Below are 23,255 nucleotides of genomic sequence, written 5' to 3'. Positions count from 1 at the left end.
CCTTTGGCCACTGACCTTGGAGACCTGCCATGAAAACCCTGACCGCGCTGTTCGGCGCCAGCCTGATTGCTCTGACCACCAGCCTGGCCGCCAGCCTCGCCCATGCCCGGGACCTGGGCCCGGACGAAGCCCTGAGGCTGCGCGACGCTGGTACCATTGTGTCCTTTGAAAAACTCAATGCCACGGCCCTGTCCCGGCATCCTGGGGCGAGCATCAGTGAAACCGAGCTGGAAGAGGAGTACGGCAAGTACATCTACCAGGTTGAACTGCGCGATCCGCAAGGGCTGGAGTGGGACCTGGAACTGGACGCGGTGACCGGCCAGGTGCTCAAGGACCATCAGGACACTTAATGAACTCGACGATGCGCGCCGGCAGCCGGGCGGCCCTGGCGCTGTTGCTATTCTGCTCCCTGGCCGTGGCCCGCGACCTGGACCAGGACGAGGCCCTGCGCCTGCGCCAGCGGGGGGTGATCCTGCCTCTGGAGCAACTGCTGCAGCAGGCCATGGACCGCTATCCCGGTGCCAGGCTGCTGGAAGCCGAACTGGAAGAAAAACATGATGTGTACATTTACGAGGTCGAGCTGTTGACCGTGGACGGCGTGGTCCGCGAGCTGGATCTGGATGCCGCCACTGGGCGCCTGTTGAAAGATGAGGAAGATGACTGATGCGCCTGCTTGTGGTGGAAGATCACGTATCCCTGGCGGATGAACTGCTGGAGGGCCTGAAACTTCAGGGCTACGCGGTGGACTGGCTGGCCGACGGCCGCGATGCCCTGTACCAGGGCGCCAGTGAACCCTATGACCTGATCATTCTCGACCTCGGCCTGCCCGGGGTCCCGGGACTCGATGTGCTGCGTCAATGGCGTGCCGGTGGCCTGGCGACCCCGGTGCTGATCCTCACCGCCCGCGGCTCCTGGGCCGAGCGTATCGAAGGTCTGAAGGCCGGCGCCGATGATTACCTGAGCAAGCCCTTTCACCCCGAGGAGCTGCACTTGCGGGTGCAGGCGCTGTTGCGTCGCTCCCACGGCCAGGCCAATCAGCAGACCTTGCAGGCCGCCGGGCTGCATCTGGATGAAGGCCGCCAATGCGTGGTCCGCGATGGCCAGGACGTGTTGCTGACCGCCGCGGAATTTCGCCTGTTGCGCTACTTCATGCTGCACCCGCAGCAGATCCTGTCCAAAAGCCACCTGGCCGAACACCTGTACGACGGTGAAACCGAACGCGATTCCAATGTCCTTGAAGTCCACGTCAATCACCTGCGGCGCAAGCTGGGGCGCAGTGTGATCGAAACCCGCCGTGGCCAGGGCTACCTGTTCGGCGGGAGTGATTCGTGAGGTCGATCCAGCGCCGTCTGAGCCTGGGCCTGATCACGGTGATGGTGGTGGTTGGCCTGGTGCTGGCGCAGACCAGCCTCTGGCTGTTCGAAGTGGGCCTGCAACGCTACCTGGAGGCGGGGCTTCGGGAAGACAGCGAGAGTCTGCTGTTGGCGCTGGTAAGAGGTCCTCAAGGTTTGCAACTGGACGAGCGTCGTCTGTCGCCCGCCTATCAGCGGCCTTTTTCCGGGCATTACTTCCGTATCGATTTCGCCGATGTGCATTGGCGTTCCCGTTCCCTGTGGGATCAGGAACTGCCGCAGCTGGAGCGCGCCGGCTTGCAAAGCAACCTGCAACTGGGGCCGGAAGGGCAGCAACTGCTGGTGTTGCGCAGTGACTACAAGCGCCTCGGGCAATCGATCTCCATCAGCGTGGCCCAGGACTACACCCCCGTACGCGAGAGCTTCCAGCGCATGCGTCAGGTCGGCCTTGGCCTGGGGCTGGCGGGGTTGCTGCTGATCCTGTTGCTGCAGCGGATTACCGTGCGCCGCGCCTTGCGCCCCCTGGAGACCGCACGGGAGCAGATTGCCCAGTTGCAGCAAGGCCAGCGCTCGCAGCTGGATGCCCAGGTGCCGGTTGAACTGGAGCCGCTGGTGGCGCAGATCAACCATTTGCTGGCCCACACCGAGGACAGCCTCAAGCGTTCACGCAATGCCCTGGGTAACCTCGGGCACGCGTTGAAGACGCCGTTGGCGGTGCTGCTGAGCTTGGCCAGCGGGGCGAAACTGCAAGGGCATCCTGAGGTGCAGCGGATGCTTCAGGAGCAACTGGAACAGGTGCAGCAACGGCTCAATCGCGAACTCAATCGTGCGCGCTTGGCCGGCGATGCCTTGCCCGGCGCCTTGTTTGAATGTGATGCCGAACTGCCGGGATTGCTGGCCACCTTGAACATGATCCACGGCGAGCATCTGGACCTGAGTTTTCAGGCGGCGCCCGGGTTGCGCCTGCCCTGGGATCGCGAGGACCTGCTGGAGCTGCTGGGCAACCTGCTGGACAACGCCTGCAAATGGGCCGATGCCCAGGTACGCCTGAGTGTCGAGGAGCGGGCCACGGGGTTCTTCCTGGCGGTGGACGACGATGGCCCGGGGATTCCCCAGGAGCGGCGCAGTGAAGTGTTCAGTCGCGGAGCGCGTCTGGATGAGCAGACCGATGGCCACGGCCTGGGCCTGGGCATCGTGCGGGATATCGTTGAAGCGTGGGGCGCAACCCTGAGCCTGGAGGAGAGCGCGCTGGGTGGCTTGCGGGTCGAAATCGCACTGCCCAGGCGCTAGGTCGACGGGCCGGGGAGGGCCGCTGTGCGGTCCGGCGCGAGCAAGTCCTCGCGCCACCGTCAGCGCCTTCCTGTGACAGTGGGCTTTGCGGCCACCGTCACCTTAAGCCCATTGCCTCTGTTCAGACGCGGAACTGATCCATCAGGCTCTGTTGCTGGTTGGCCAGGCTGTTGAGGGACTGGCTGACCCGCGCCGATTCATTGGCTTGTTCCGACAGGGATTCGGTGACGTCACGAATGGTCGCCACATTGCTGTTGATCTCCTCGGCCACTGCGCTCTGCTGTTCGGCGGCGCTGGCAATCTGCAGGTTCATGTCGCTGATCACCGTCACCGCGTCGCCGATCTGGCGCAAGGCGGTCACGGCCTGCCCCACTTGTTCGACGCTGCCCTGGGCCTGGCGATGGCTGCTGTTCATGGAGCCCACCACGTCCCGGGTGCCGGTTTGCAGTTGTTCGATCACTTGGCGGGTTTCCTCCACCGATTCCTGGGTGCGCCGGGCCAGGTTGCGCACCTCGTCGGCGACCACCGCGAAACCGCGCCCGGCTTCCCCGGCGCGGGCTGCTTCGATGGCGGCGTTGAGGGCCAGCAGGTTGGTCTGCTCGGCAATCGAGCGGATCACTTCCAGTACCGTGCCGATCTGTTCGCTGTTGGCAGCCAGACCTTCGACCTGGGTCATGGCGGCGCTCATGTCGGCGGCCAGTTGGTCGATGCTGCGGGTGGTGCGGTCGATCACGCTCAGGCCCTGTTGCGTGGCCTGGTCGGCATCCCGCGCCGCTTGAGCCGCCTGGGCCGCACTGCGGGCCACGTCCTGGGCGGTGGCGCTCATTTCATGGGAGGCAGTGGCCACCTGATCCACCTGACGATACTGCTGTTCCATCCCGGCGCTGGTCTGGGTGGCGATGGCCGATGACTGGTCGGCGGTGCCGCGGGCGTCCTGCACCGAGCGTTTTACTTCGGCAATGATCGGCTGCAGCTTGTCGAGGAAACGGTTGAACCAGCCGGCCAGTTGCCCCAGCTCGTCCTTATTGTTGTACGCCAGGCGCCGGGTCAGGTCGCCTTCGCCGCTGGCGATGTCTTCGAGCATGTGGGCCACACCGAGAATCGGCCGGGTCACGCTGCGCGCCATCAGCCACACCAGCAGCAGGCCCACCAAGGCAGCCAGCAGGCCCAGGCCCAGTTCCATCAGGGTGCCGCTGCTGTTGCTGGCGTCCAGTTCGCTTTTCAAGGCTTCGGCCGGACCCACCAGGACCTTTTCCGGCACATCCAGCAGCACGCCCCAGGGCTGGCCGCCAGGGATCGGAGTGAAGGGGGCGAGGACCTTGAGTTTCTGATTGCTGTGCAGGCTGTGGGTCTCTGGGCTGCTGGCCAGTTGGCGGATCAGTTGCGCGCCGTTGACGCTGTCGACGCTGTCCAGGCGCTGGCTGAGCTTGCCGGCATCCGGGCTATGGCCGGCCAGCAGGCCTACCGGGCTGAGGATGCTGACGCTGGTCTGGCCGGCGTAGAGCTTCTGGCTGGCATTGCGGCTGATGGCCTGCAGGCTGTTGAGGTTGATGTCCACCGACAGCGAGGCGATGACTTTGCCGTTCACCAGGAGCGGGAAGACGATGCTGGTCATCAGCACCTTCTGGCCGTCGATGTCATAGAAGTAGGGCTCGATCACGCAGGGCTTGAGGGTGCTGCGCGGGCAGGTGAACCAGGCATTGGCCGGCTGGCCGCTGGGCCCGCTGCGGGTGTCGCTCATGTCGCTTTCCGGCAGCGACATGGAGGTCAGCTTGCCTGGGGTGGGCTGTGACCAGTACAGGGCGAAGCGGCCTTTTTCGTTGCTGCCCAGCTCGCTCTGGCCGCTGAACAACTCGTCCTTGCCATCCAGGGCGTTGGCTTCGAACACCAGGGACAGGCCCAGCAGGTCGGGATTGGCCTGCAACGCCGACTTGACCTGGCGGGTCAGGTCTTCGCGCAGGTCGAAGGCGTCAAGGAAGCGTTTCTCGGCCTGTTCCCGCAGGAACAGCACCTGGCGGGAAAAGCCGTGGCCGTATTGATAGGCGTCCATGAACTGTTGGCGAATGCCCAGTGCCTGGACTTCACCCTGGGCTTCGATCCGGGCCTGGGCCGCTTCATTGAGCATCTCCATGCTCGACGCTTTCACCCGCTCGGAGCTGTGCTCCATGCGATACAGCGAAAGTCCCACCAACAGCGACACGATGCCCAACAGGCAGAGTCCGGCCAGCAGGGTGATCTTCCATTGGATGGAAAGTTGTCTGAGCGACATGGAGGCGTCCTTTATTCGATAAATATCTGAGACTTTGCACTGTAACGGCCGACGAACGGTGTTCTTTAAACGCTTGTTCGAAATAAGCCGCACTGTCTTGGGCTTCACCGGGATTGGGGTTTTGACAAGCCGGGCCTGCTGCTGCAAAGTGCGCGCCCCTAATAAGAACCTCTTTCATTTCGATGTCGGCAGTCCGCTGCCTTCCGGTCGGTCACAGGCTTTTGCGCCATTTTTAGCGGCGCAGTAATGAGGTAACGATGATTAACGCAGTAATTGCCGCGGTTGGCGTGATGCTGGTGCTCAGCCTGTCCCGCGTGCATGTAGTGATCGCCCTGATCATTGGTGCCCTGGTGGGCGGTTTGACGGGCGGCCTGGGGATCGAGGCCACCCTCAAGGCGTTCAACAGCGGTTTGGGTGGTGGTGCCACCGTGGCCCTGTCCTACGCCTTGCTCGGCGCTTTCGCCGTGGCCATCGCCAAGTCCGGCCTGGCCCATGCCCTGGCGGACAAGATCCTGATACTGGTGGATCGCCAGGACGCCCACGGCGGCGGCCAGGTCAAATGGCTGCTGATCGGCCTGTTGTGGGTGGTGGCGATTGCCTCGCAGAACATCCTGCCGATCCACATTGCCTTCATTCCACTGCTGGTGCCGCCGCTGCTCTATGTACTGACCAAGTTGCAGCTGGATCGGCGGTTGATCGCCTGTGTCATCACCTTCGGCCTGATCACCCCCTACATGTTCCTGCCGGTGGGTTTCGGCAACATCTTCCTCAATGAAATCCTCCTGGCCAACGTGGCCCGCAGCGGCGTGGACATCAGCCAGGTCAATGTCACTCACGCCATGGGTATTCCGGCCCTGGGCATGCTCTGCGGCTTGCTGCTGGCCTTTGTCAGCTACCGCAAGAAGCGCATCTATGACCTGGACCGGATCGAGAAAGTCGAGCAGGTGGCGGTGCAGTACAACCCGCGGACCCTGTTGGTGGCGGGCCTGGCGATCATCGCTGCGTTCGTGATCCAGTTGTTGCTGGACTCGATGATTATCGGGGCTTTGTGCGGCTTCCTGATTTTCTCGGTGTCGGGCATCGTGCGCTGGCGCGAGACTGACGACCTGTTCACCGAAGGCATGAAGATGATGGCCATGATCGGCTTCATCATGATCGCCGCTTCGGGGTTCGCCGAAGTGATGAAGGCCACCGGCGAGGTGAAGAGCCTGGTGGAAGCCTCGGCGGCGTGGATCGGCCACAGCAAGGGCGTGGGCGCCTTGCTGATGTTGCTGGTGGGCCTGTTGGTGACCATGGGCATCGGCTCGTCGTTTTCCACGGTGCCGATCCTGGCGGCGATCTTTGTGCCCTTGTGCGTACAGCTGGGTTTCAGCCCGTTGGCGATTGTCTGCATCGTGGGCACCGCCGGGGCGCTGGGTGACGCGGGCTCGCCGGCCTCGGATTCGACCCTGGGCCCGACCTCGGGGCTGAATATCGACGGCCAGCACCATCACATCTGGGACACCGTGGTCCCGACCTTCCTGCACTACAACCTGCCGCTGCTGGCCTTTGGCTGGGTCGCGGCCATGGTCCTCTGATTATCTCGCTCTCGTAGAAGTCGGGGGGGGTGTAGGAGCCCGCTTGCCAACGAAGGCGTCGGCAAGGTCGGAGCAAGGCTCAAGGGCCTCTTCGCCGGCAAGCCGGCTCCTACGGGTTCAGGCTCAACTTTTGTTTTGGCGTGCCGTTAACGCGGTTATCACGCCAATAAAAAACCAAGAGTGAGTCCCTTATGCGCTTGAGCCTGAAGGCCAAAGTCCTGTCCCTGGCGGTGCTCCCGGTACTGCTGTTTGCGCTGGTGATCAGCCTGAGCACGGTGTTCATGCTGCGCCAGCAGGCCCAGAAAGAAGTCGAGGAAACCCGTCATCGGCTGCTGGGCGAGGCCAAGGCCACGCTGCAGAGCTATGTCGAAGTGGCCCTGAACACGGTCAAGCCGCTGTACGACGCGGCGGCGCCTGGGGATCAGGCGGCGCGGGCCGAGGTGGTCAAGCTGCTGTCGAACATCACGTACGGCAAGGACGGCTACTTCTTCGGCTACGACTCCGAGACCGTGCGCCTGTTCAAGGGCAACAGCCCGGACGGCGTGGGCAAGAGCTTCAAGGACAATCGCGACCCCAACGGCGTTTACGTCAACCGCGAACTGGTGCGCGTGGGCAAGGACGGTAGCCATTACGTGCAATACAGCTCCACTCAGCCGGGCAGCGATGTGCTGGTGCCCAAGCTGGGTTACACCGAGTACCTGCCCAAGTGGGACATGGTGCTGGGCACCTCGGTCAATCTCGATGGCATCGACGCCCAGGTGGCTGCAGTCCAGGACAGCGTCAACCAGCGCATGGAAGGCATGGTCCTGAGCATTCTCGGGATCGCTGCGGTGGTGCTGCTGGTGATTGCGGCCCTGGGCATGCTGGTGGCCAACACCATGCTGCGGCCGCTGAACCTGATGAAAGCCAACCTCGATGACATCGCCGCCGGTGAAGGCGACCTGACCCGGCGCCTGGCGATCACCAGCCAGGACGAGCTGGGGGATCTGGCCGGTTCGTTCAACCGTTTTGTCGACAAGATCCACGGTCTGGTGCGCCAGATCACCGAGATGACCGGGCAGCTCACCGAGCTGGTGACCCAGGTTTCGGATCAGGCCCAGCGTTCGGAACAGGCCATGGAGCGTCAGCGTCACGAGACCGATCAGGTGGCCACGGCGATCAATGAAATGTCCTCCGCGGCCCATGAAGTGGCCCGCAGTGCCCAAGGTGCGGCGGTGGCGGCGCAACAGACCGATGAGGAAGGCCAGGCGGCCAAGCGCGTGGTGGATGGCAGCATCCAGCAGATCCATGCCCTGGTCAGCGATATTCGCAACAGCGGCACGTCCCTGGACAGCTTGCAGCAGGACGTGTCGTCGATTGTCAGCGTGTTGGATGTGATCCGCTCCATCGCCGAGCAGACCAACCTGCTGGCCTTGAACGCCGCCATCGAAGCGGCCCGGGCCGGGGAGGCCGGGCGTGGTTTCGCGGTGGTCGCCGATGAAGTGCGCGCCCTGGCCAGCCGTACCCAGCAAAGCACCCAGGAAATCCAGGGCATGATCGATCGCCTGCAGCAGGGCACCCGGGTGGCGGTGGATGCCATGCGCCGCTCCAGCGATGCCGGCGATGGCACCTCGGTGAAAGCCAACGAGGCCGGTGCCTCGCTGGACACCATGGCCCAGCTGATCGGCACCATCAATTCGATGAACGCACAAATCGCCAGTGCGGCAGAGGAGCAGACCGCGGTAGCTGAAGAGATCAACCGCAGCGTGCACCAGATCGCCGTAGCGGTGGACAGCGTGGCCGATGAAACCCAGCGTGGCGCCCAGACCTCCCGCAGCCTGGCGGACCTGGGGCAGCGTCTGGGTCGGTTGGTGGGGCAGTTCCGGATCTGATGCTGTGCCCAGCCAGCCGCCCGGGGCGGCTGGCCAGAGCGCTGTACCTCAGGCGCTGATGTCGCGCATCAACAGGCCGAAGCGCAGGTCCACCTGATCGGGGATCGGCAGGTACACGGTGTGGCCATCCCCCGGAGCGACTTCGATGGCTTGGCCCTTGGCGTTCTGCAATTCGTGCAGGTCGAAGTGGAAGTTGCCCTTGGGGGTCATCAGTTCCATGTGATCGCCCAGGGCGAAGCGGTTCTTTACCTTCACTTCTGCCAGCCGGTCACGGCGTTCGCCGGTGAGTTCACCGACGAACTGCTGGCGTTCCGACACCGAGCTGCCGTTCTGGTAGTTCTGGTACTCGTCATGTACATGGCGCCGCAGGAAGCCTTCGGTGTAGCCGCGCTGGGCCAGGGACTCCAGGTCGTTCATCAGGCTGCGGTCGAACTCGCGTCCGGCGGCGGCGTCGTCGATGGCCCGGCGGTACACCTGGGTGGTGCGGGCACAGTAGAAGTGCGATTTGGTCCGGCCCTCGATCTTCAGCGAGTGCACGCCCATGCGGGTCAGGCGTTCCACGTGCTGCACCGCCCGCAGGTCCTTGGCATTCATGATGTAGGTGCCGTGTTCGTCCTCGAAGGCCGGCATCAGCTCGTCCGGACGATTGGCTTCCTGGAGCAGGAACACCTGGTCGGTGGGCGCTCCCAGGCCCAGGGTCGGCTCCGGCTGGAAGGTCTGGACGATTTCCCCGAGGTTGTTCTCGGTGGCTTCCTCGGCCTTGTATTTCCAGCGGCAGGCATTGGTACAGGTGCCCTGGTTGGCGTCGCGCTTGTTCATGTAGCCCGAGAGCAGGCAGCGTCCGGAATAGGCCATGCACAGGGCGCCGTGGACGAAGATCTCCAGCTCCATGGCCGGCACTTTTTGACGGATTTCCTCGATTTCTTCCAGGGACAGCTCCCGGGACAGGATGATCCGGGTCAGCCCTTGCAGTTGCCAGAACTCGACGCTGGCCCAGTTCACCGTGTTGGCCTGCACCGAGAGGTGGATCGGCATGGCCGGGAAGTGCCGGCGCACCAGCATGATCAGCCCTGGGTCGGACATGATCAGCGCGTCCGGGGCCATCTCGATGACAGGCTCCAGATCCTTGAGAAAGGTCTTGAGCTTGGCGTTGTGCGGGGCGATGTTGACCACCACGTAGAAACGCTTGCCCTGGGCCTGGGCCTCGCGGATACCGAGGGCCAGGTTGGCGTGGTCGAATTCGTTGTTGCGTACCCGCAGGCTGTAGCGCGGTTGGCCGGCGTACACCGCATCGGCGCCGTAGGCGAAGGCGTAGCGCATGTTTTTCAGGGTGCCGGCGGGGGCCAGGAGTTCGGGCTTGGCGAGGAGCGTCATGGGGCTGTCGGTCGCAAAAGGTCGCGAGGGTAAGCCAGTGCTGGCGGGCATTCATTGATCTGGATCTATGTCTGGCGCAGAAAAAAACGCACTCGGCATCGCGGCTGTGGACTAACCCTCAGGACGCCGTGATTGGGCGTTGACTGACCTGGATCGGACATGAATCAAAACAACCTGCAAAACAAAAGCCTGCTGCTGTTACTGGCCCTGGTGACGGTGGCGTTCATCTGGATTCTGCTGCCGTTCTACGGGGCGCTGTTCTGGGCGGTGATCCTGGGCATCGTCTTTGCTCCCTTACAGCGCCGTCTGCAATTGAAGTTCGGCTGGCCGCGCAATCTCACGGCCCTGTGCACCCTGTTGGTTTGCCTGTTGATCGCCATCCTGCCGGTGATCATCACCAGTGTGTTGCTGGTCCAGGAGGGAGCCGAGTTGTACAAGAAAATCGAAAGCGGTCAGTTGGACATCGCCGGCTACCTGGCCCAGTTCAAGCACAGCTTGCCACCCTACTTTCAGCACCTGCTGGATCGCTTCGGCCTTGGCGAACTCAAGGGCTTGCAGGAGAAGGTGGTCAAGAGCGCGATGCAGGGCAGCCAGTACCTGGCGACCCAGGCGTTCAGCTTTGGTCAGGGCACCTTCGAGTTCGTGGTGAGCTTCTTCATCATGCTCTATCTGCTGTTCTTCTTTTTGCGCGATGGCGCCGAACTGGCGCGCAAGATCCGTACTGCCGTGCCCCTGGCCGAGTACCAGAAACGCCGGCTGCAGCTGAAGTTCAATCGGGTGGTGCGGGCCACGGTCAAGGGCAATGTGCTGGTGGCGGTGACCCAGGGGGCCCTGGGTGGAATGATCTTCTGGTTCTTGGACATTCCCAGCGCCCTGTTGTGGGCGGTGTTGATGGCGTTTCTGTCTTTGTTGCCGGCGGTGGGGGCGGGGATTGTCTGGGGGCCGGTGGCAGCGTACTTCCTGATCAGCGGAGCGATCTGGCAAGGGGTGGTGCTGGGGTTGTTCGGGGTATTGGTGATCGGTCTGGTGGACAACCTGCTGCGGCCCATCCTGGTGGGCAAGGACACCAAGATGCCGGATTACCTGATCCTGATCTCGACCCTGGGCGGGCTGGCGATCTTCGGCCTCAATGGCTTTGTCATCGGGCCCTTGATCGCCGCGCTGTTCATGTCCAGCTGGGCGCTGTTCGTCGAAACCCGGCCACGGGTGCAGTTGCCTTAGAAGTGGACCCTCTGCAGATCGAGTTGCCTGGACAGGGCCTGGGCGGCGGGTAGGGAGGTCAGCGGGCCGCTGACGGCTTCGCCGTCGCGTACCAGGTACCAGCAGGCCAGCAAACCCAGTTCCCTGAGCGACGCGGGGACGGCACTGCCGATGACGGACATGATCTGAACCTTGGGCATGACAAGCTCCTCGATTTGCGAGGAGTTACCTTACAAAGCCCCAAGTGCTACGAAAAATCACCCAGTCTGATAGTGGACATTGATGCCGGTGCTAGCGGCAACGGTCGTTCAGTCCACGACCTGATCGAGCATGTGCAGCACTTCCTGCTCATTGAGCAGGCCTTTGCGCACCAGATTCTGGGCCAGCAGCGAGAGAAACTTGGCGCTGCGATGGCCTTCCAGATGCTTGAGTTCGGTCAGGGCGTCGTACACCCGGCTGGAAGTGCAGAGGCCTTCGACGCGATGGGGGTTTTGCGTGGGCATGGGGTCGTCCTTGTTGTTATGGGCCTGTGGCGAGCGGACTGGGTCGATCTTGCAGTGCTTGAATGACACAAACATGACAGTCCCATGTTGCTCAGGGCCGTCGTGGGATCAGTACACTATTCCCGGATTTGAACGCAAATACTGTTCCAGTCGCGACATTGTTCAGAATTATTCAGACATTCGGGTGATGGCAAAATGCAACAGGCCCCGCTTCGGGGGCGGGGCCTGTGGCTGTTTCAGCGGACTGTTACCAGCGGCCGGGACCTGGGCCGTAGTAGTAATGCGGGTGGCCGTAGTAGCCCCGTGGTGGGCCGTAATACACCGGCGCCGGGCGGTAATAGACCGGTTGTTGTACATAGACCGGTGCCGGCTGGTAGTAGACCGGCGGCGGTGGTGCGGCATACACCGGCTGGGGTTGCACATAGACCGGCGCCTGCTGCACGTAGACCGTGCGATCCTGGTTGGCCATCACCGAGCCCACAACGGCTGCACCGACAACTGCGCCCAGCGCTGCGGGGCCGGCCCAGCCGCCACCGTGAGCCGATGCCTGGCCGGCGACAGCCAGCGCACCTATGAGCAGGGCAATCTTGGGGATTTTGGAAATCATGGTTGTTCCTCGGTTCAACCCCTGCGTTTATGGTCTGCACCAGACTCAAGAACTGACGCGGGGATACTTCTAAGACAGCGGTTTCTGGAAAATCTGCACAGCCGCTGAGTAAATGTTGTGTAAGGTCTGTATCGGCCTCTTTACCGTCATCCCTGGGCGCTGAAGAGGTCTGCAAACCAGCGCCGATATGATCAGGCACAAGGGGCTTGGCTGACCAATCCCGTCTATCCGAAAGTGCCCAGCGAGGAGATGTATATGCAAATGAACCCCAACAAAGACACCCAGTTGTGCATGTCGCTTTCCGGGCGTCCCGGGAACTTCGGCCTGCGTTTTCACAATCATCTATACGAGCAGTTGGGGCTCAATTTCTACTACAAGGCTTTCAGCAGTCAGGATCTGCCTGGTGCGGTGCGGGGGATTCGTGCGTTGGGGATTCGCGGCTGCGGCGTGTCCATGCCGTTCAAGGAGGACTGCATCGCCCTGGTGGATGAGCTGGATGCCTCGGCCAGGGCCATTGCTTCGATCAACACCATCGTCAACACCGACGGCCACCTGAAGGCCTACAACACCGATTACATTGCCGTGGCCCAGTTGCTGGCCGAGCACGACGTGCCACGGGAATCGACCTTCGCCCTGCGCGGTAGCGGCGGCATGGCCAAGGCGGTGGCCAGCGCCTTGCGTGATGGCGGTTATTCCCAGGGCGTGATCGTCGCGCGTAATGAAGTCACCGGGCGCGCCCTGGCAGGTGCGCTGGGATATGAGTGGCAGGCGGAGTTGGGCAGCCTGCGGCCGCAGATGCTGATCAACGTGACCCCGATCGGCATGAGCGGTGGCCCGCAAGCGCAGCAGCTGGCCTTCGAGGCCGAGGCGATTGCTGCAGCGGATCGGGTGTTCGATGTGGTGGCCGTACCGCCCGAGACGCCGTTGATCCTGCGGGCCAGGGCCGAGGGCAAGCAAGTCATCACCGGGCTGGAGGTGATTGCGATTCAGGCCCTGGAGCAGTTTGTGCTGTATACCGGCGTGCGCCCGAGCGAGGAGCAGTTCCACAAGGCGGTGGCCTTCGCCCGGGCTTGAGCCGGCAATTTCGTTAGCGGCCCATGGGCGTGCGTCAGCTCAGCCTTCAAGCAGGGCCAGGCGTTCTTCCAGGGCGGCAATCCGCGCTTCCAGCTCTTCGATGCGCTCCACCGAAACCGCGCCGCCGGCACTGCGCTCCACCGGGTTGCCCCGGGCGGCGAGGATGGCTTCGATATCCGCCGGGTCACCCAGGGCGTGGGTGTAGCGGTCTTCGCGCTGGCCGGCCTGACGCGGGATATGCAGGGCCAGGCCCCGGGCAATCAGGCGCTCGAGCTGGTGCAGGACCTGTTCGCTGTCTTCGAAGTCATGCATGCGCCCGCTGCGGGTCAGCAGTTCGTTGACCGTCTGCGGGCCCCGCAGAAACATCAGGCCGCACAAGATCAACTGCGCCGGCACCAGTTCCAGGGCTTTGTCCAGGCGCTGTTCCCAGCGGTCGGCGCGGCTGCCCATGACCAGCCGAGTGAAGCCTTGGGCCTCGAGGGCGCGCAGGCTTTGGCCGACCTGGCCCTGGGTCAGGTTCATCACCGGCTCGCGGCTGGTTTTCTGATTGCAGGCGATCACCAGAGCGTTGAGGGTCAGGGGATAGGTTTCCGGGCTGGTGGCCTGCTTTTCGATCAACGAACCCAGAACGCGGATGTCGGTACTGCTCAGGCGCAGTGCTTCGTTGGGGGTGTCGTGCTCGCTGCTCATAAGTGCTGGTCCCTTGGTCACTGATGGATGGGGTCGTGGAAAACCCGGTGCATGGCGCGCTAGGGCGGTCTTGAGTTTTCCGTGGCCGAGTCGGCCCTCTTCGAGGGGCTCTGTTTTACCTTCAGAAGCCGGTTCTGGCCATCAGAACTTGGTGGAGCGGGGATCGGGCGGCGGCTTTCAAGGGGGTAATGCCGCCGCGCAGTCAGCGCGGCGGCGGGTGTTTCAGCTGGGTTGCGGGGCTTGTGCCGGTTCGGCCGCGGCAAGCGGCGCGGACGGCGCTGCGGGAATGGCAGCGGTTTCCAGGCAGCGATGGGCAAATCGGGCGATGCTGCGCAGGGCGTTCCTGGCAGAGCGCAGATAGAAGGCCTGCAGCTGGAAGACATGCCAGCGGCCATCATGAATCTCCAGCTGGCAGGGCACGCCGCAGGCCCGTGCGCGTTTCGCCAGGCGGAGGGAGTCGGACAGCAGTAGCTCCTGGTCGCCGACCTGAATCAGCATCGGCGGCAGGCCGTGCAGGTCCGCTTCCAGAGGGCGATGTGAAGGCGTCTGCGCAGGGATGGCGTAGGCCTTGAGGGCCTGTTCCAGCCAGTCGCGGCGGATCATCGGGTCGACGGCGGCTCGGGATTGAATGCTGTCTGCGCCCAGGTCGGGATCGGTGACCGGCGAGAGCAGTATCAGCCCGGCCGCGAACGGCTCGCCGCGTTGCTTCAAGGCCAGTGCCAGTGCCAGCACCAGGGCGCCACCGGCAGAGTCGCCGGCAATCAGCAGCTGTTGCGCCGGGCAGCCCTGGGCACGGATGGCGTCATAACAGGCCAGGCAGTCGTCCAGCGCGGCCGGGTAGGGATGCTCTGGTGCCAGTCGGTAGTCGGGTGCCCAGACGCGGCAGCCACTTTCCCTGGCCAGGCGGCTGGTGACGCTGTAGTGGGTGTCCGGGTTGCCCAGGCAGAAGGCGCCGCCGTGCAGGTAGAGGATGACCGCGTTCGAGGTCCGGGCCTTGGGTTCGACTGTCTGCACCCTCAACTGACCCAGGTCCGTGCGCTGTCGGGTTACGTCGAGGCCGCCGGGCATCAGCCAGGAGAGAGCGTTGACGAGCTGGCGCTGGCTCACCAGTTCCCGCGGCGGGCCGATCAGGGTCCTGAAACTGGCTCTCAGGAAAAGCCGCAAGAAAGCCGCATTACCCCGTTCCAGCCAATCCCCGGGTGGGGCCACTCGCTGTCCATCGCTGGGCGAAAACGGCGCGTCCAAGGGGCTGGCAAACCGGTAGGCGGACAGCCCGGCATAGCGGGTCAGCCATCTGTAGCTCCAGGTGAAGCCGGGCCAGTTGGTGCTGTTGTGCCCCCGTGCGTCGACATACCAGCTCTGGCAGCCGCTCCACACCGAGGTGGCCAGGCGGCGCTGGATGCGCAACTGAAAACGCTGGTGGGGCGCCTCGTCCACCTCCAGGGTTTTCGCCGTGCTTTTGAGCAGCGCCCGGCGGGCCTTGATCACATGGGAGATCTGGCTTTCCAGCATGTGGATGATGGAGTTGTGGCCCAGGTTGGTGTTGGGCCCGTAGAGCATGAAGAAGTTGGGAAAACCGGGCACGCTGAGCCCCAGGTAGGCTGCCGCGCCATGTTGCCAGGCCTGGTTCAGGTCGACCCCGCCGCGGCCGCTGATGCGCATCGGCGAGAGGAATTCGGTGGCGGCGAAACCGGTGCCATAGATGATCACATCCACCGGGTGCTGCTGGCCGTCGAGGGTTTCGATGCCGTGCTCGGTAATGCGTTCGATGCCCTGGGTCAGCAGCTCGACATGGGGTCTGGCGAAGGTTTTCAGGTAGTCGTTGGACAGCAGGATACGCTTGCAGCCGATGGGGTAGTCCGGGGTCATGCGCTGGCGCAGTTCGGGATCGGGCACCGAGGCGTTCAGCAGCTTGTGAAAAGGAATGCCGACCGCCCATTTGGTCAGGCCCTTGAGGCGGGTAAAGCCCAGGGCCCGGGATTCGAAATGCAGGTAGTGAGCGGCGCGCACCAGCTTGGTCCATAGCGGATGGCGGGCGAATCGCTGTTTTTCCTCCGGGCGGTAGGCGCGGTCGGCCTTGGGCATGATGTAGGCCGGGGAGCGCTGGAAGACCTTGAGCGCGGCCACCTGATCGGCAATCTGCGGAACGAACTGGATGGCCGAGGCTCCGGTGCCGATCACCGCCACCCGCTTGTTGGCCATGGGATAGTGATGGTCCCAGGCTGCGGAATGGAATACATGGCCCTGGAAACTGTCCAGACCCGGCAGATTGGGCAGGGCGGGGCGGCTCAGTTGGCCAGTGGCGCTGATCAGCAGGCGGGTGAAGTGTTCCTGGCCATCACTGCAGATGACCTGCCAGTAACTGCCGGCTTCATCGAACCGGGCGTGGCGCACTTCGCTGCCAAAGTGGATGTGGCGCAGCAGGTCGTAGCGTTGGGCGCAATGCTGCAGATAGCCGTGGATCTCTGCCTGAGGGGCGAACACCCGGGACCAGTTCGGGTTGGGCTCGAAGGAAAACGAGTACAGGTGCGAAGGCACGTCGCAGGCGGCGCCAGGGTAGGAGTTGTCGCGCCAGACGCCACCGACGTCCTGGCCTTTCTCGAGAAGGATGAACTGACTGACCCCGGCCTTGCGCAGGGCGATGGCCATGCCCAGGCCGCCGAAGCCGCTACCGATGATCAGGGCCTCAAGGGGCGCGGTTGGGCTGGAGGGTGGGTTGCAGGCAGGTGCTGATTGGGGCATGACGACCTCGTTGTTATTGTTGTGCGGCACTGGGTTGATCCACCCGAGGCCACTTCCTTGTTTCTGTGGTGCAGCCCCGATCAGTGAAGCATGCAGGGAATAAAACGCAGGCCCCATGCTGTAACGGGACAAGTGCTTTAGTATTTGGGCCAAATCAGCGGTTCATGAGCCCGGCCCATGAGTTTCCAGACCTATACCCGAGGACCTTCCAGCGCCTTGCTGCTGGTGAACTTCGGCCGTGAAAAGGGCTTGCCAGCGGTGAGTTTGCTGGCCGGCTCGGGGTTGTCCCTGGAGCAGCTGCGGGACCCCAACAGCCTGTTGACGGCGGCTCAGGAACTGCAGCTGGTGAGCAATCTGCTGGGTTTGCTGGGCAATCCCCGGGGCTTGGGTTACGCCGTGGGCGCGCGCTATCACTTTTCCAGCTACGGCCTGTTTGGCTATGGCCTGATCAGCAGTGCGACTGCGGCGGATGCCTTGAACCTGGCCTTGCGCTTTTTACCCCTGACTTATGCCTTTGCCACGATCGGCTATCGATTGGAGCAGGAGCTGGGAGTGCTGACGTTTGCTGAGCCTGCGGTGGCGGACCCGGCGGTACGGGAGTTTCTGCTGCAGCGGGACATGGCCGCTGCGGCGGTATTGATGAAGGAAATTGTGGGCCCGGACTTTCGCCTGGCGCGGTTTACCCGAGGCAATGGCCGTCCTGTGGCGCGCTGTACGGGGCAAGCGGAGCAGATCCTTGGCCTGAGTCCCACCTATCGGGCCCAGCAGCATGACCTGGCCTTCGACCGGCGCTTCCTGACCCGGTCCTTGCCCCAGGCCAATCCACTGACGGTGTCGATGTGCGAGCAGATGTGTGCACAGTTGCTGGAGCGTCGCTCGGCGCCTCAGGGGGCTGCGGCCCTGGTGCGCCAGCATCTTGAGGCCGCCCCCGTCGGCAGCGTACCGGACCTGCCGAGCATGGCGCGGTTGAGCCGGACCAGCGTGCGCACCCTCAAGCGTCGTTTGCAGGAGGAGGGCACGTCGTACCGGCAATTGCTGAGCCAGCAGCGCAGCGCCCGGGCCCTGGAGCTGTTGGGCAACCCGGCCTTGAGCCTGACGCAGATCGCCGAACGGCTGGGCTTCAGCGACCTGTCGAGTTTTTCCCAGAGCTTCAAGCGCTGGTTTGGCGTCGCGCCCAGCGCTTATCGCCAAGGGCCTCCGGGATAAAGGCCCCGGGGCCGGCCGCTGTGGCTATAATCCCTGCTCGTTGTATTTCCGCCATCCATGTCGAGACTGTCATGACTATTTCCCTGTACGCCGCTTCCGTTCCTGTCTTCAAGCAAATGCTCAACGCCTTGAGCGATGTGCTGCACAAGGCCGAAGCTCACGCCACGGCGAAGAATATCGAACCCAATGCCTTGCTCCAGGCGCGCCTGTACCCGGACATGTTCCCGCTGGTGCGTCAGGTGCAGATCGCCGTGGACTTCGCCAAGGGCGTATCGGCCCGCCTGGCCGAGGTCGAGCTGCCCAAGTACGACGACACTGAAGTCACCTTCGCTGACCTGCAGGCGCTGATCGCCAAGGTCCTGGCCTTTATCGAGGGCATCCAGCCTTCGCAGATCGATGGCAAGGAAGGCATCGAGATCGTCACCCGTCCGGGCACTCCGAAAGAGAAGCGCTTCAGTGGCCAGTCCTACCTGCTGACCTACGGCCTGCCGCAGTTCTTCTTCCACATCACCACCACCTACGCGATCCTGCGTCACAACGGTGTGGAAGTGGGCAAGCGCGACTACATGGGCGCGTTCTAAGCTGTCCCGCTGAAGAGCGGCACGACCCTTTCAGCGCACATAAAAAAGCCCGGCCAGGTTGACCCTGGCCGGGCTTTTTAGTGGCCGTGAATCAGGCTGAGGCTTGCGCCTTGTCTTCCTGGGCCATGCACGCCGCGGCGGTGAAGAGCACGTCGGTGGAGGAGTTCAGCGCGGTTTCCGCCGAGTCTTGCAGCACGCCGATGATGAAGCCTACTGCCACTACTTGCATGGCGATTTCGCTGGGGATGCCGAACAGGCTGCAGGCCAGCGGAATCAGCAGCAGCGAGCCACCGGCGACACCGGAAGCGCCGCAGGCGCAGATCGCTGCCACCACACTGAGGAGCACGGCGGTCGGCAGGTCGACGGCGATGCCCAGGGTGTGCACGGCGGCCAGGGTCAGCACGGTGATGGTGATCGCCGCGCCGGCCATGTTGATGGTGGCGCCCAGGGGGATGGACACCGAATAGGTGTCTTCATGCAGGCCCAGGCGCTTGCTCAGTTCCAGGTTCACCGGAATGTTGGCCGCCGAACTGCGGGTGAAGAACGCGGTGATGCCGCTCTCGCGCAGGCAGGTCAGTACCAGTGGGAAGGGATTGCGGCGGATCTTCCAGAACACGATCAGCGGGTTCATCACCAGGGCCACGAACAGCATGCAGCCGATCAGTACCGCCAGCAGGTGCAGGTAGCCCAGCAGCGCATCGAAGCCGGAAGTGGCCAGGGTCGAGGCCACCAGGCCGAAGATCCCCAGGGGCGCGAAGCGGATCACCACGCGCACGATCAGGGTGACGCCATTGGACAGGTCATCAAGCACGGTGCGGGTGGTCTCGCCGGCATGACGGATGGCCACGCCCATGCCGATGGCCCAGGCCAGGATGCCGATGAAGTTGGCGTTCATCAGGGCGCTGACCGGGTTGTCCACCACGCTCAGCAGCAGGCTTTGCAGCACTTCGGTGATGCCGCCGGGAGCGGTGATGGCGACGTCGTGGGTCGACAGCACCAGGGCGGAAGGGAACAGGCTGCTGGCGATCACGGCGACCACCGCGGCAGCGAAGGTGCCCAGCAGGTAGAGCACGAGGATCGGCCGGATATGGGTTTCCTGGCCGTGCTTGTGGTTGGCGATGGAGGCCATCACCAACACGAACACCAGGATCGGTGCCACGGCCTTGAGCGCCGAGACGAAGACCTTGCCGATGAAGGTGGTGGACTTCGCCACTTCAGGTGCCAACAGGGCCAGGGCGATCCCGGCAAGCAGGCCGATGACGATCTGTGTCACCAGGCTGAGGCGTTTGAGGGTGTGCAGAAGGGAAGGAGGGGAAGCGCTCATAGCGGTATCTCTATTTTTTTTAATGTGCAGTGCATGCCGGGTACCCTGGGCCGGAAGTGGTCCGGGCTGGAGCGGCACCCATGGCTGCGGTGGTCAATGGCAACCGGCGATCGGGCCGCTTGAGTGGCAGCGCGCGATCAGGCCTGTTTCTGGCAGGGGGCGGACTTTATCACAGCAATCAGGGCTTCCCGCGTCGATGTGACGATCTGCCACTTGCCGCTGCAAGAAAAGCGACGACGTGGCGGTTGCCCTGACCCGTACACACTCTGTTAATATTCGCCATCCCCTTTTCCTATCCAGTCAGCGGGCCCTTCGGGCTGTCGCTGCTGTCGCCGTTTCTGGAGTTCTTGATGTTGTTGCCCATCCTGCTGTTGTCGGCCGCGGGTTTTACCGTGCTGACCACGGAATTCATCATCGTCGGCCTGTTGCCGTCGATTGCCCGGGACTTGCAAGTCAGTGTGTCCCAGGCCGGCTTGCTGGTGACCCTGTTCGCGTTCACCGTCGCCGCTTTCGGGCCCTTCCTGACCGCCTATTTCGCGCGTTTTCCGCGCAAGCAGCTGTTTATCAGCGTGCTGCTGATGTTTGGCCTGGCCAATACCCTGGCCGCCCTGGCGCCGAACATCTGGGTGATGTCCCTGGCGCGACTGGTGCCGGCCCTGGGGTTGCCGGTGTTCTGGGCCCTGGCCAGCGAAACGGCAGTGGACATCGTCGGCCCGGACTATGCCGGGCGCGCCATTGCCAAGATCGGCTTCGGCATTGTCTGCGCCACGGTGTTCGGGATTCCCGTGGGCACTCTGATTGCTGACGCCTTTGGCTGGCGCAGTGCTTTCGGCCTCCTGGCTCTGGTGGCCTTCGGCAAGGCCCTGCTGCTGTGGGTCTATCTGCCGACTACCAAGCCACATAACGAACAGGCGAGCCTGCGTTCGCAGTTCCGCATCCTGCGCAGCCCGCTGATGCTGGGGCATGTGCTGCTGTCGATCCTGGTGTTCAGTGGCATGTTCACTGCCTACACCTACCTGGCGGATATTCTCGAGCGCCTCGCGGGCTTTAATGGCACGTTGGTGGGTTGGTGCCTGATGGGCTTCGGCGCGGTGGGGTTGATTGGCAACTCTCTGGGGGGGCGAGCTGTGGACCGGCATCCGCTGATCGCGTCCATGGTGTTCTGTGGGTTGATGATCGGCGGCATGGTGGCCCTGGTGCCGAGCATTCATTCGACCCTGGGGTTGGCGGCAGCCATGGGCGTTTGGGGTGTGACCCAGGCAGCGTTGTTCCTGGTCAGCCATGTGCGGCTGATCAAGGCGGCACCGCAAGCACCGGCGTTCGCCGCGTCGCTGAACATCGCCGGGGCCAACCTGGGAATCGGCCTGGGGGCCATGGTCGGCGGCCGGGTGATCGATACCCTGGGGCTGGGCAGCCTGGGGTTCGCGGCGTCCGGCTTCATTTTGCTGTCCATCGTCCTGGCGTTGCTGCTGATGAACCTCAAGGCACCGGACGCCTGTCCTTCCTGATCAGTGGTTCAGGGGTGTGAACAGTTCCCGGCGCGCCCCTTCGGTGATGGCGACAATGCCGGGGTGTTTGACCTTGCGCTCCACGGAGATGGCATAGAACGATTCGGTCACGGCATCGGTCTGGCCAATCAGTTGCACGCCGTACTGTTGCCGGACCTCATCGGCAATCACGCTGGGAGCGATAAAGATCCCGCTGCCGGACTGGCCGAAGGCCTGCATCAAAGCGCTGTCATCGAATTCGCCGATGATCCGCGGTTGCAGCTGCTGTTCGGCGAACCAGCGCAATAGGCGGCTGCGAACCACGGTTTCCTGGCCCGGGATCAGCAGCGGGGCGCCGTGCAGGCCTCGGGGAAAGTCCGCACCGTGCAATCGCGCCAACTCCTCGGTGGCGAAGAAGCTGACGCCGCATTCTCCGAGTTTCTGGCTGTAACCCTTGATGTCCAGGTGCGAGGGCATGGGGCTATCGGAGATCACCAGGTCCAGGCGCTGAATGGCCAGGTCCGCCAGCAGCCGTTCCAGCTTGTCTTCGCGACAGGTCAGGCGAATCGGGTCGCTGAGCTCCATGGTCGGCGCGATCAGGCGATAGACAATGGACTTGGGCACCACGTCTGCCACGCCGACACGGAACTGGATCTGTTGCTCGTCGGGTCGGGCCCGGAGCATGGCTTCCAGTTCGCCGCCGAGCTGGAACATCTGTTCGGCGTAGGGCAGGGCCTGGCGCCCGGCTTCGCTCAGCTCCAGCTGGCGTCCGACCCGGCGAAACAGTTCGATGCCATAGGTCTGCTCCAGCAGGCTGATCTGGCCGCTGATGGTTTGTGGGGTCAGATTGAGCTGCTCGCAGGCGCGGACGATGCTGCCGGTCTTGGCTACAACCCAGAAATAATGCAGTTGGCGGTAGTTGAGCATGGTGACTGTCAGTTCGTTAAAACCGAAGTATAACTGCTAAAAATACGAATTTTCCTGAAGTATTACTCTCCTTAGAATGCCTCGCTATCGACGGGGCCCCACTTGGCCCCGTCCGTTCTATCGAGGAATACGGCATGTCATTCAAAACCCTGGGCGCAGCGTCGCTGCTGGCCCTGTCTATGCTGACCCTGGCGGGTTGTGATCAGGCGGAAAAAAGCGCTCAACAGGTGCTGGACAAGGCGGCCGAGACTGCCAAGCAAGCCATCGACGATACCCACAAGGCCGCAGAGCAAGCGTTGAGTGACGCCACGCAAAGTGTGACCGGTAAGGAAAAACCACAGGAAGACGCGGCCAAGAAGCCGGAGTCTTCCCAGGAAATCTGATCTTTCATACAACCGATTCAGGATTGACCCATGGATTACCTTTTACAACTCGCTGCCAGCCCCACTGCTTGGGTCGCCCTGGCCACCCTGGTGGTGATGGAAATCGTGCTCGGCATCGATAACCTGATCTTTATTTCCATCCTCACCAACAAGTTGCCGGAAAAGCATCGGGCCAAGGCGCGGCGCATCGGTATTGGCATGGCGTTGTTCCTGCGTCTGGCGCTGCTCAGCACCATCGCCTTCATCGTCCAGCTCACCGAGCCGGTGATCGACGTGATGGGGCAGAGCTTCTCCTGGAAAGACATGATCCTGATTGCCGGTGGCTTGTTCCTGGTGTGGAAAGCCACCACCGAGATCCACCACAGCATGGTTCCGGAGCCTGAGGGGGACAAACCCCAGACACCGGGCGTGGCCATCGGCTTTGCCGCTGCGATCGGTCAGATCCTGTTGCTGGACATGGTGTTTTCCATCGACAGCATCATTACTGCCGTGGGCATGACCGAGCACTTGCCGATCATGATCATTGCCGTGGTGGTGTCGGTACTGGTGATGCTGCTGGCTGCCGAGCCGCTCGCCAAGTTCATCAATGACAACCCGACCGTGGTGATGCTGGCCCTGGGTTTCCTGATCATGATCGGCATGACCCTGATCGCCGAAGGCTTCGGCGCTCATGTGCCCAAAGGGTATGTGTATGCGGCGATGGCGTTCTCGGCGGCCATTGAAAGCCTGAACATGCTGGCTCGTCGGGCTCGGCAGAAGCGTCAGGCGGCGCAGGCCGAGGGCTGATTCGCAATCATG

The 23,255-nt window shown here is 63.1% G+C and carries 22 protein-coding genes and 2 pseudogenes; 14 read left to right on the top strand and 10 right to left on the bottom strand.

Translation table 11 applies throughout. The annotated features are described in order from the left end of the window. Window positions 1–29: 29 nt before the first annotated feature. The 4 genes from P7C00_RS21765 to P7C00_RS21750 are packed head-to-tail and all read left to right on the top strand — an operon-like array spanning window position 30 to window position 2,642. A complete protein-coding gene (locus P7C00_RS21765) occupies window positions 30–350 on the top strand; it encodes a PepSY domain-containing protein (RefSeq protein WP_346635168.1) in 321 nt (106 codons plus the stop codon). An 11-nt stretch (window positions 351–361) separates the two neighbouring features. Continuing rightward, entirely contained in the window at window positions 362–664 is a 303-nt protein-coding gene (locus tag P7C00_RS21760) for a PepSY domain-containing protein (RefSeq protein WP_402887585.1), read from the top strand. Then, window positions 664–1,332: a response regulator transcription factor gene (locus P7C00_RS21755; RefSeq protein WP_123727854.1), complete on the top strand. Its 669-nt coding sequence runs from the start codon at window positions 664–666 to the stop codon at window positions 1,330–1,332. Before P7C00_RS21760 ends, P7C00_RS21755 begins: the two co-directional genes overlap by 1 nt. Further along, on the top strand, window positions 1,329–2,642 hold the full coding sequence (locus tag P7C00_RS21750; protein WP_404937338.1) for a sensor histidine kinase: 1,314 nt from the start codon (window positions 1,329–1,331) through the stop codon (window positions 2,640–2,642). Before P7C00_RS21755 ends, P7C00_RS21750 begins: the two co-directional genes overlap by 4 nt. A 121-nt stretch (window positions 2,643–2,763) precedes the next feature. On the opposite strand, the gene P7C00_RS21745 is transcribed toward P7C00_RS21750, so the two are convergent. Both P7C00_RS21745 and P7C00_RS21740 read right to left on the bottom strand, forming a co-directional pair. Then, a complete protein-coding gene (locus P7C00_RS21745; RefSeq protein WP_404940064.1) occupies window positions 2,764–3,519 on the bottom strand; it encodes a methyl-accepting chemotaxis protein in 756 nt (251 codons plus the stop codon). Between the two features lie 102 nt (window positions 3,520–3,621). Continuing rightward, a pseudogene (locus P7C00_RS21740) lies at window positions 3,622–3,768 on the bottom strand (HAMP domain-containing protein); the annotation flags it as partial. Window positions 3,769–5,171: 1,403 nt separating this feature from the next. Here P7C00_RS21740 and P7C00_RS21735 point away from each other — a divergent pair. From P7C00_RS21735 to P7C00_RS21725, 3 genes and pseudogenes are all read left to right on the top strand, one after another. Continuing rightward, window positions 5,172–6,488 (top strand): Na+/H+ antiporter family protein, encoded by a 1,317-nt coding sequence (locus P7C00_RS21735; protein WP_346635205.1) that lies wholly within the window; start codon window positions 5,172–5,174, stop codon window positions 6,486–6,488. A gap of 191 nt (window positions 6,489–6,679) precedes the next feature. Then, a pseudogene (locus tag P7C00_RS21730) lies at window positions 6,680–7,453 on the top strand (cache domain-containing protein); the annotation flags it as partial. A gap of 84 nt (window positions 7,454–7,537) precedes the next feature. Next, window positions 7,538–8,359 (top strand): methyl-accepting chemotaxis protein, encoded by an 822-nt coding sequence (locus tag P7C00_RS21725; protein WP_372242094.1) that lies wholly within the window; start codon window positions 7,538–7,540, stop codon window positions 8,357–8,359. 48 nt (window positions 8,360–8,407) lie between these two features. Here P7C00_RS21725 and yegQ read toward each other — a convergent pair whose 3' ends face one another. After that, the gene (gene yegQ / locus P7C00_RS21720) at window positions 8,408–9,733 is read right to left on the bottom strand and encodes a tRNA 5-hydroxyuridine modification protein YegQ (protein ID WP_346635163.1); all 1,326 of its coding nucleotides are present in this window, start codon (window positions 9,731–9,733) and stop codon (window positions 8,408–8,410) included. Between the two features lie 159 nt (window positions 9,734–9,892). Here yegQ and P7C00_RS21715 point away from each other — a divergent pair, with 159 nt between their 5' ends. Further along, window positions 9,893–10,954: an AI-2E family transporter gene (locus P7C00_RS21715; RefSeq protein ID WP_346635162.1), complete on the top strand. Its 1,062-nt coding sequence runs from the start codon at window positions 9,893–9,895 to the stop codon at window positions 10,952–10,954. Here the strand turns inward: P7C00_RS21715 and P7C00_RS21710 are convergent. The 3 genes from P7C00_RS21710 to P7C00_RS21700 all read right to left on the bottom strand — a co-directional run bounded on the left by P7C00_RS21710 (window position 10,951) and on the right by P7C00_RS21700 (window position 12,043). After that, on the bottom strand, window positions 10,951–11,133 hold the full coding sequence (locus tag P7C00_RS21710) for a hypothetical protein (RefSeq protein WP_346635161.1): 183 nt from the start codon (window positions 11,131–11,133) through the stop codon (window positions 10,951–10,953). The two genes, P7C00_RS21715 and P7C00_RS21710, sit on opposite strands and share 4 nt — an antisense overlap. Window positions 11,134–11,241: 108 nt before the next feature. Beyond that, entirely contained in the window at window positions 11,242–11,436 is a 195-nt protein-coding gene (locus P7C00_RS21705) for a hypothetical protein (protein WP_123727999.1), read from the bottom strand. Between the two features lie 247 nt (window positions 11,437–11,683). Continuing rightward, entirely contained in the window at window positions 11,684–12,043 is a 360-nt protein-coding gene (locus tag P7C00_RS21700) for a hypothetical protein (protein WP_346635160.1), read from the bottom strand. 255 nt (window positions 12,044–12,298) lie between these two features. On the opposite strand from P7C00_RS21700, the gene P7C00_RS21695 reads away from it, so the two are divergent. Then, on the top strand, window positions 12,299–13,117 hold the full coding sequence (locus tag P7C00_RS21695) for a shikimate 5-dehydrogenase (RefSeq protein WP_346635159.1): 819 nt from the start codon (window positions 12,299–12,301) through the stop codon (window positions 13,115–13,117). A gap of 39 nt (window positions 13,118–13,156) precedes the next feature. On the opposite strand, the gene P7C00_RS21690 is transcribed toward P7C00_RS21695, so the two are convergent. Further along, window positions 13,157–13,807 carry a DUF480 domain-containing protein gene (locus P7C00_RS21690; protein ID WP_346635158.1) on the bottom strand — a complete coding sequence of 217 codons (651 nt, stop codon included), beginning with the start codon at window positions 13,805–13,807 and terminating at the stop codon, window positions 13,157–13,159. Window positions 13,808–14,029: 222 nt separating this feature from the next. Next, entirely contained in the window at window positions 14,030–16,549 is a 2,520-nt protein-coding gene (locus P7C00_RS21685) for a flavin-containing monooxygenase (protein WP_404937337.1), read from the bottom strand. A 177-nt stretch (window positions 16,550–16,726) separates the two neighbouring features. Here P7C00_RS21685 and P7C00_RS21680 point away from each other — a divergent pair, with 177 nt between their 5' ends. Beyond that, the gene (locus P7C00_RS21680; RefSeq protein ID WP_404937336.1) at window positions 16,727–17,755 is read left to right on the top strand and encodes an AraC family transcriptional regulator ligand-binding domain-containing protein; all 1,029 of its coding nucleotides are present in this window, start codon (window positions 16,727–16,729) and stop codon (window positions 17,753–17,755) included. Window positions 17,756–17,826: 71 nt separating this feature from the next. Next, entirely contained in the window at window positions 17,827–18,336 is a 510-nt protein-coding gene (locus P7C00_RS21675) for a DUF1993 domain-containing protein (protein ID WP_346635155.1), read from the top strand. Window positions 18,337–18,427: 91 nt separating this feature from the next. Here the strand turns inward: P7C00_RS21675 and sstT are convergent, their stop codons facing one another. Continuing rightward, window positions 18,428–19,660, bottom strand: a complete 1,233-nt coding sequence (gene sstT / locus P7C00_RS21670) for a serine/threonine transporter SstT (protein WP_346635154.1) — start codon at window positions 19,658–19,660, stop codon at window positions 18,428–18,430. Window positions 19,661–20,010: 350 nt separating this feature from the next. Here sstT and P7C00_RS21665 point away from each other — a divergent pair, with 350 nt between their 5' ends. After that, on the top strand, window positions 20,011–21,168 hold the full coding sequence (locus tag P7C00_RS21665) for an MFS transporter (RefSeq protein WP_346635153.1): 1,158 nt from the start codon (window positions 20,011–20,013) through the stop codon (window positions 21,166–21,168). Here P7C00_RS21665 and nhaR read toward each other — a convergent pair whose 3' ends face one another. Beyond that, window positions 21,169–22,074, bottom strand: a complete 906-nt coding sequence (gene nhaR / locus P7C00_RS21660; RefSeq protein WP_346635152.1) for a transcriptional activator NhaR — start codon at window positions 22,072–22,074, stop codon at window positions 21,169–21,171. A gap of 134 nt (window positions 22,075–22,208) precedes the next feature. On the opposite strand from nhaR, the gene P7C00_RS21655 reads away from it, so the two are divergent. Next, entirely contained in the window at window positions 22,209–22,457 is a 249-nt protein-coding gene (locus P7C00_RS21655; protein ID WP_123727868.1) for a hypothetical protein, read from the top strand. A 30-nt stretch (window positions 22,458–22,487) separates the two neighbouring features. Continuing rightward, entirely contained in the window at window positions 22,488–23,243 is a 756-nt protein-coding gene (locus tag P7C00_RS21650; RefSeq protein ID WP_404937335.1) for a TerC family protein, read from the top strand. The last annotated feature ends 12 nt before the right edge of the window (window positions 23,244–23,255 follow it).

It is taken from the genome of Pseudomonas sp. JDS08PS003 (assembly GCF_045013505.1).
Lineage (GTDB): Bacteria > Pseudomonadota > Gammaproteobacteria > Pseudomonadales > Pseudomonadaceae > Aquipseudomonas > Aquipseudomonas protegens_B.
The sequence above is the reverse complement of the archived record's forward strand: the minus strand, read 5'-3'. Positions and strand labels throughout refer to the sequence as shown.

Bases quoted from the DNA above. Each gene is read 5' to 3' on its own strand.
- P7C00_RS21765 (WP_346635168.1), top strand. From the start codon at position 30: ATGAAAACCCTGACCGCGCTGTTCGGCGCCAGCCTGATTGCTCTGACC.
- P7C00_RS21760 (WP_402887585.1), top strand. From the start codon at position 362: ATGCGCGCCGGCAGCCGGGCGGCCCTGGCGCTGTTGCTATTCTGCTCC.
- P7C00_RS21755 (WP_123727854.1), top strand. From the start codon at position 664: ATGCGCCTGCTTGTGGTGGAAGATCACGTATCCCTGGCGGATGAACTG.
- P7C00_RS21745 (WP_404940064.1), bottom strand. From the start codon at position 3,519: ATGGAACAGCAGTATCGTCAGGTGGATCAGGTGGCCACTGCCTCCCAT.
- P7C00_RS21725 (WP_372242094.1), top strand. From the start codon at position 7,538: ATGACCGGGCAGCTCACCGAGCTGGTGACCCAGGTTTCGGATCAGGCC.
- yegQ (WP_346635163.1), bottom strand. From the start codon at position 9,733: ATGACGCTCCTCGCCAAGCCCGAACTCCTGGCCCCCGCCGGCACCCTG.
- P7C00_RS21715 (WP_346635162.1), top strand. From the start codon at position 9,893: ATGAATCAAAACAACCTGCAAAACAAAAGCCTGCTGCTGTTACTGGCC.
- P7C00_RS21710 (WP_346635161.1), bottom strand. From the start codon at position 11,133: ATGCCCAAGGTTCAGATCATGTCCGTCATCGGCAGTGCCGTCCCCGCG.
- P7C00_RS21705 (WP_123727999.1), bottom strand. From the start codon at position 11,436: ATGCCCACGCAAAACCCCCATCGCGTCGAAGGCCTCTGCACTTCCAGC.
- P7C00_RS21700 (WP_346635160.1), bottom strand. From the start codon at position 12,043: ATGATTTCCAAAATCCCCAAGATTGCCCTGCTCATAGGTGCGCTGGCT.
- P7C00_RS21695 (WP_346635159.1), top strand. From the start codon at position 12,299: ATGCAAATGAACCCCAACAAAGACACCCAGTTGTGCATGTCGCTTTCC.
- P7C00_RS21690 (WP_346635158.1), bottom strand. From the start codon at position 13,807: ATGAGCAGCGAGCACGACACCCCCAACGAAGCACTGCGCCTGAGCAGT.
- P7C00_RS21685 (WP_404937337.1), bottom strand. From the start codon at position 16,549: ATGCCCCAATCAGCACCTGCCTGCAACCCACCCTCCAGCCCAACCGCG.
- P7C00_RS21680 (WP_404937336.1), top strand. From the start codon at position 16,727: ATGAGTTTCCAGACCTATACCCGAGGACCTTCCAGCGCCTTGCTGCTG.
- P7C00_RS21675 (WP_346635155.1), top strand. From the start codon at position 17,827: ATGACTATTTCCCTGTACGCCGCTTCCGTTCCTGTCTTCAAGCAAATG.
- sstT (WP_346635154.1), bottom strand. From the start codon at position 19,660: ATGAGCGCTTCCCCTCCTTCCCTTCTGCACACCCTCAAACGCCTCAGC.
- P7C00_RS21665 (WP_346635153.1), top strand. From the start codon at position 20,011: ATGTTGTTGCCCATCCTGCTGTTGTCGGCCGCGGGTTTTACCGTGCTG.
- nhaR (WP_346635152.1), bottom strand. From the start codon at position 22,074: ATGCTCAACTACCGCCAACTGCATTATTTCTGGGTTGTAGCCAAGACC.
- P7C00_RS21655 (WP_123727868.1), top strand. From the start codon at position 22,209: ATGTCATTCAAAACCCTGGGCGCAGCGTCGCTGCTGGCCCTGTCTATG.
- P7C00_RS21650 (WP_404937335.1), top strand. From the start codon at position 22,488: ATGGATTACCTTTTACAACTCGCTGCCAGCCCCACTGCTTGGGTCGCC.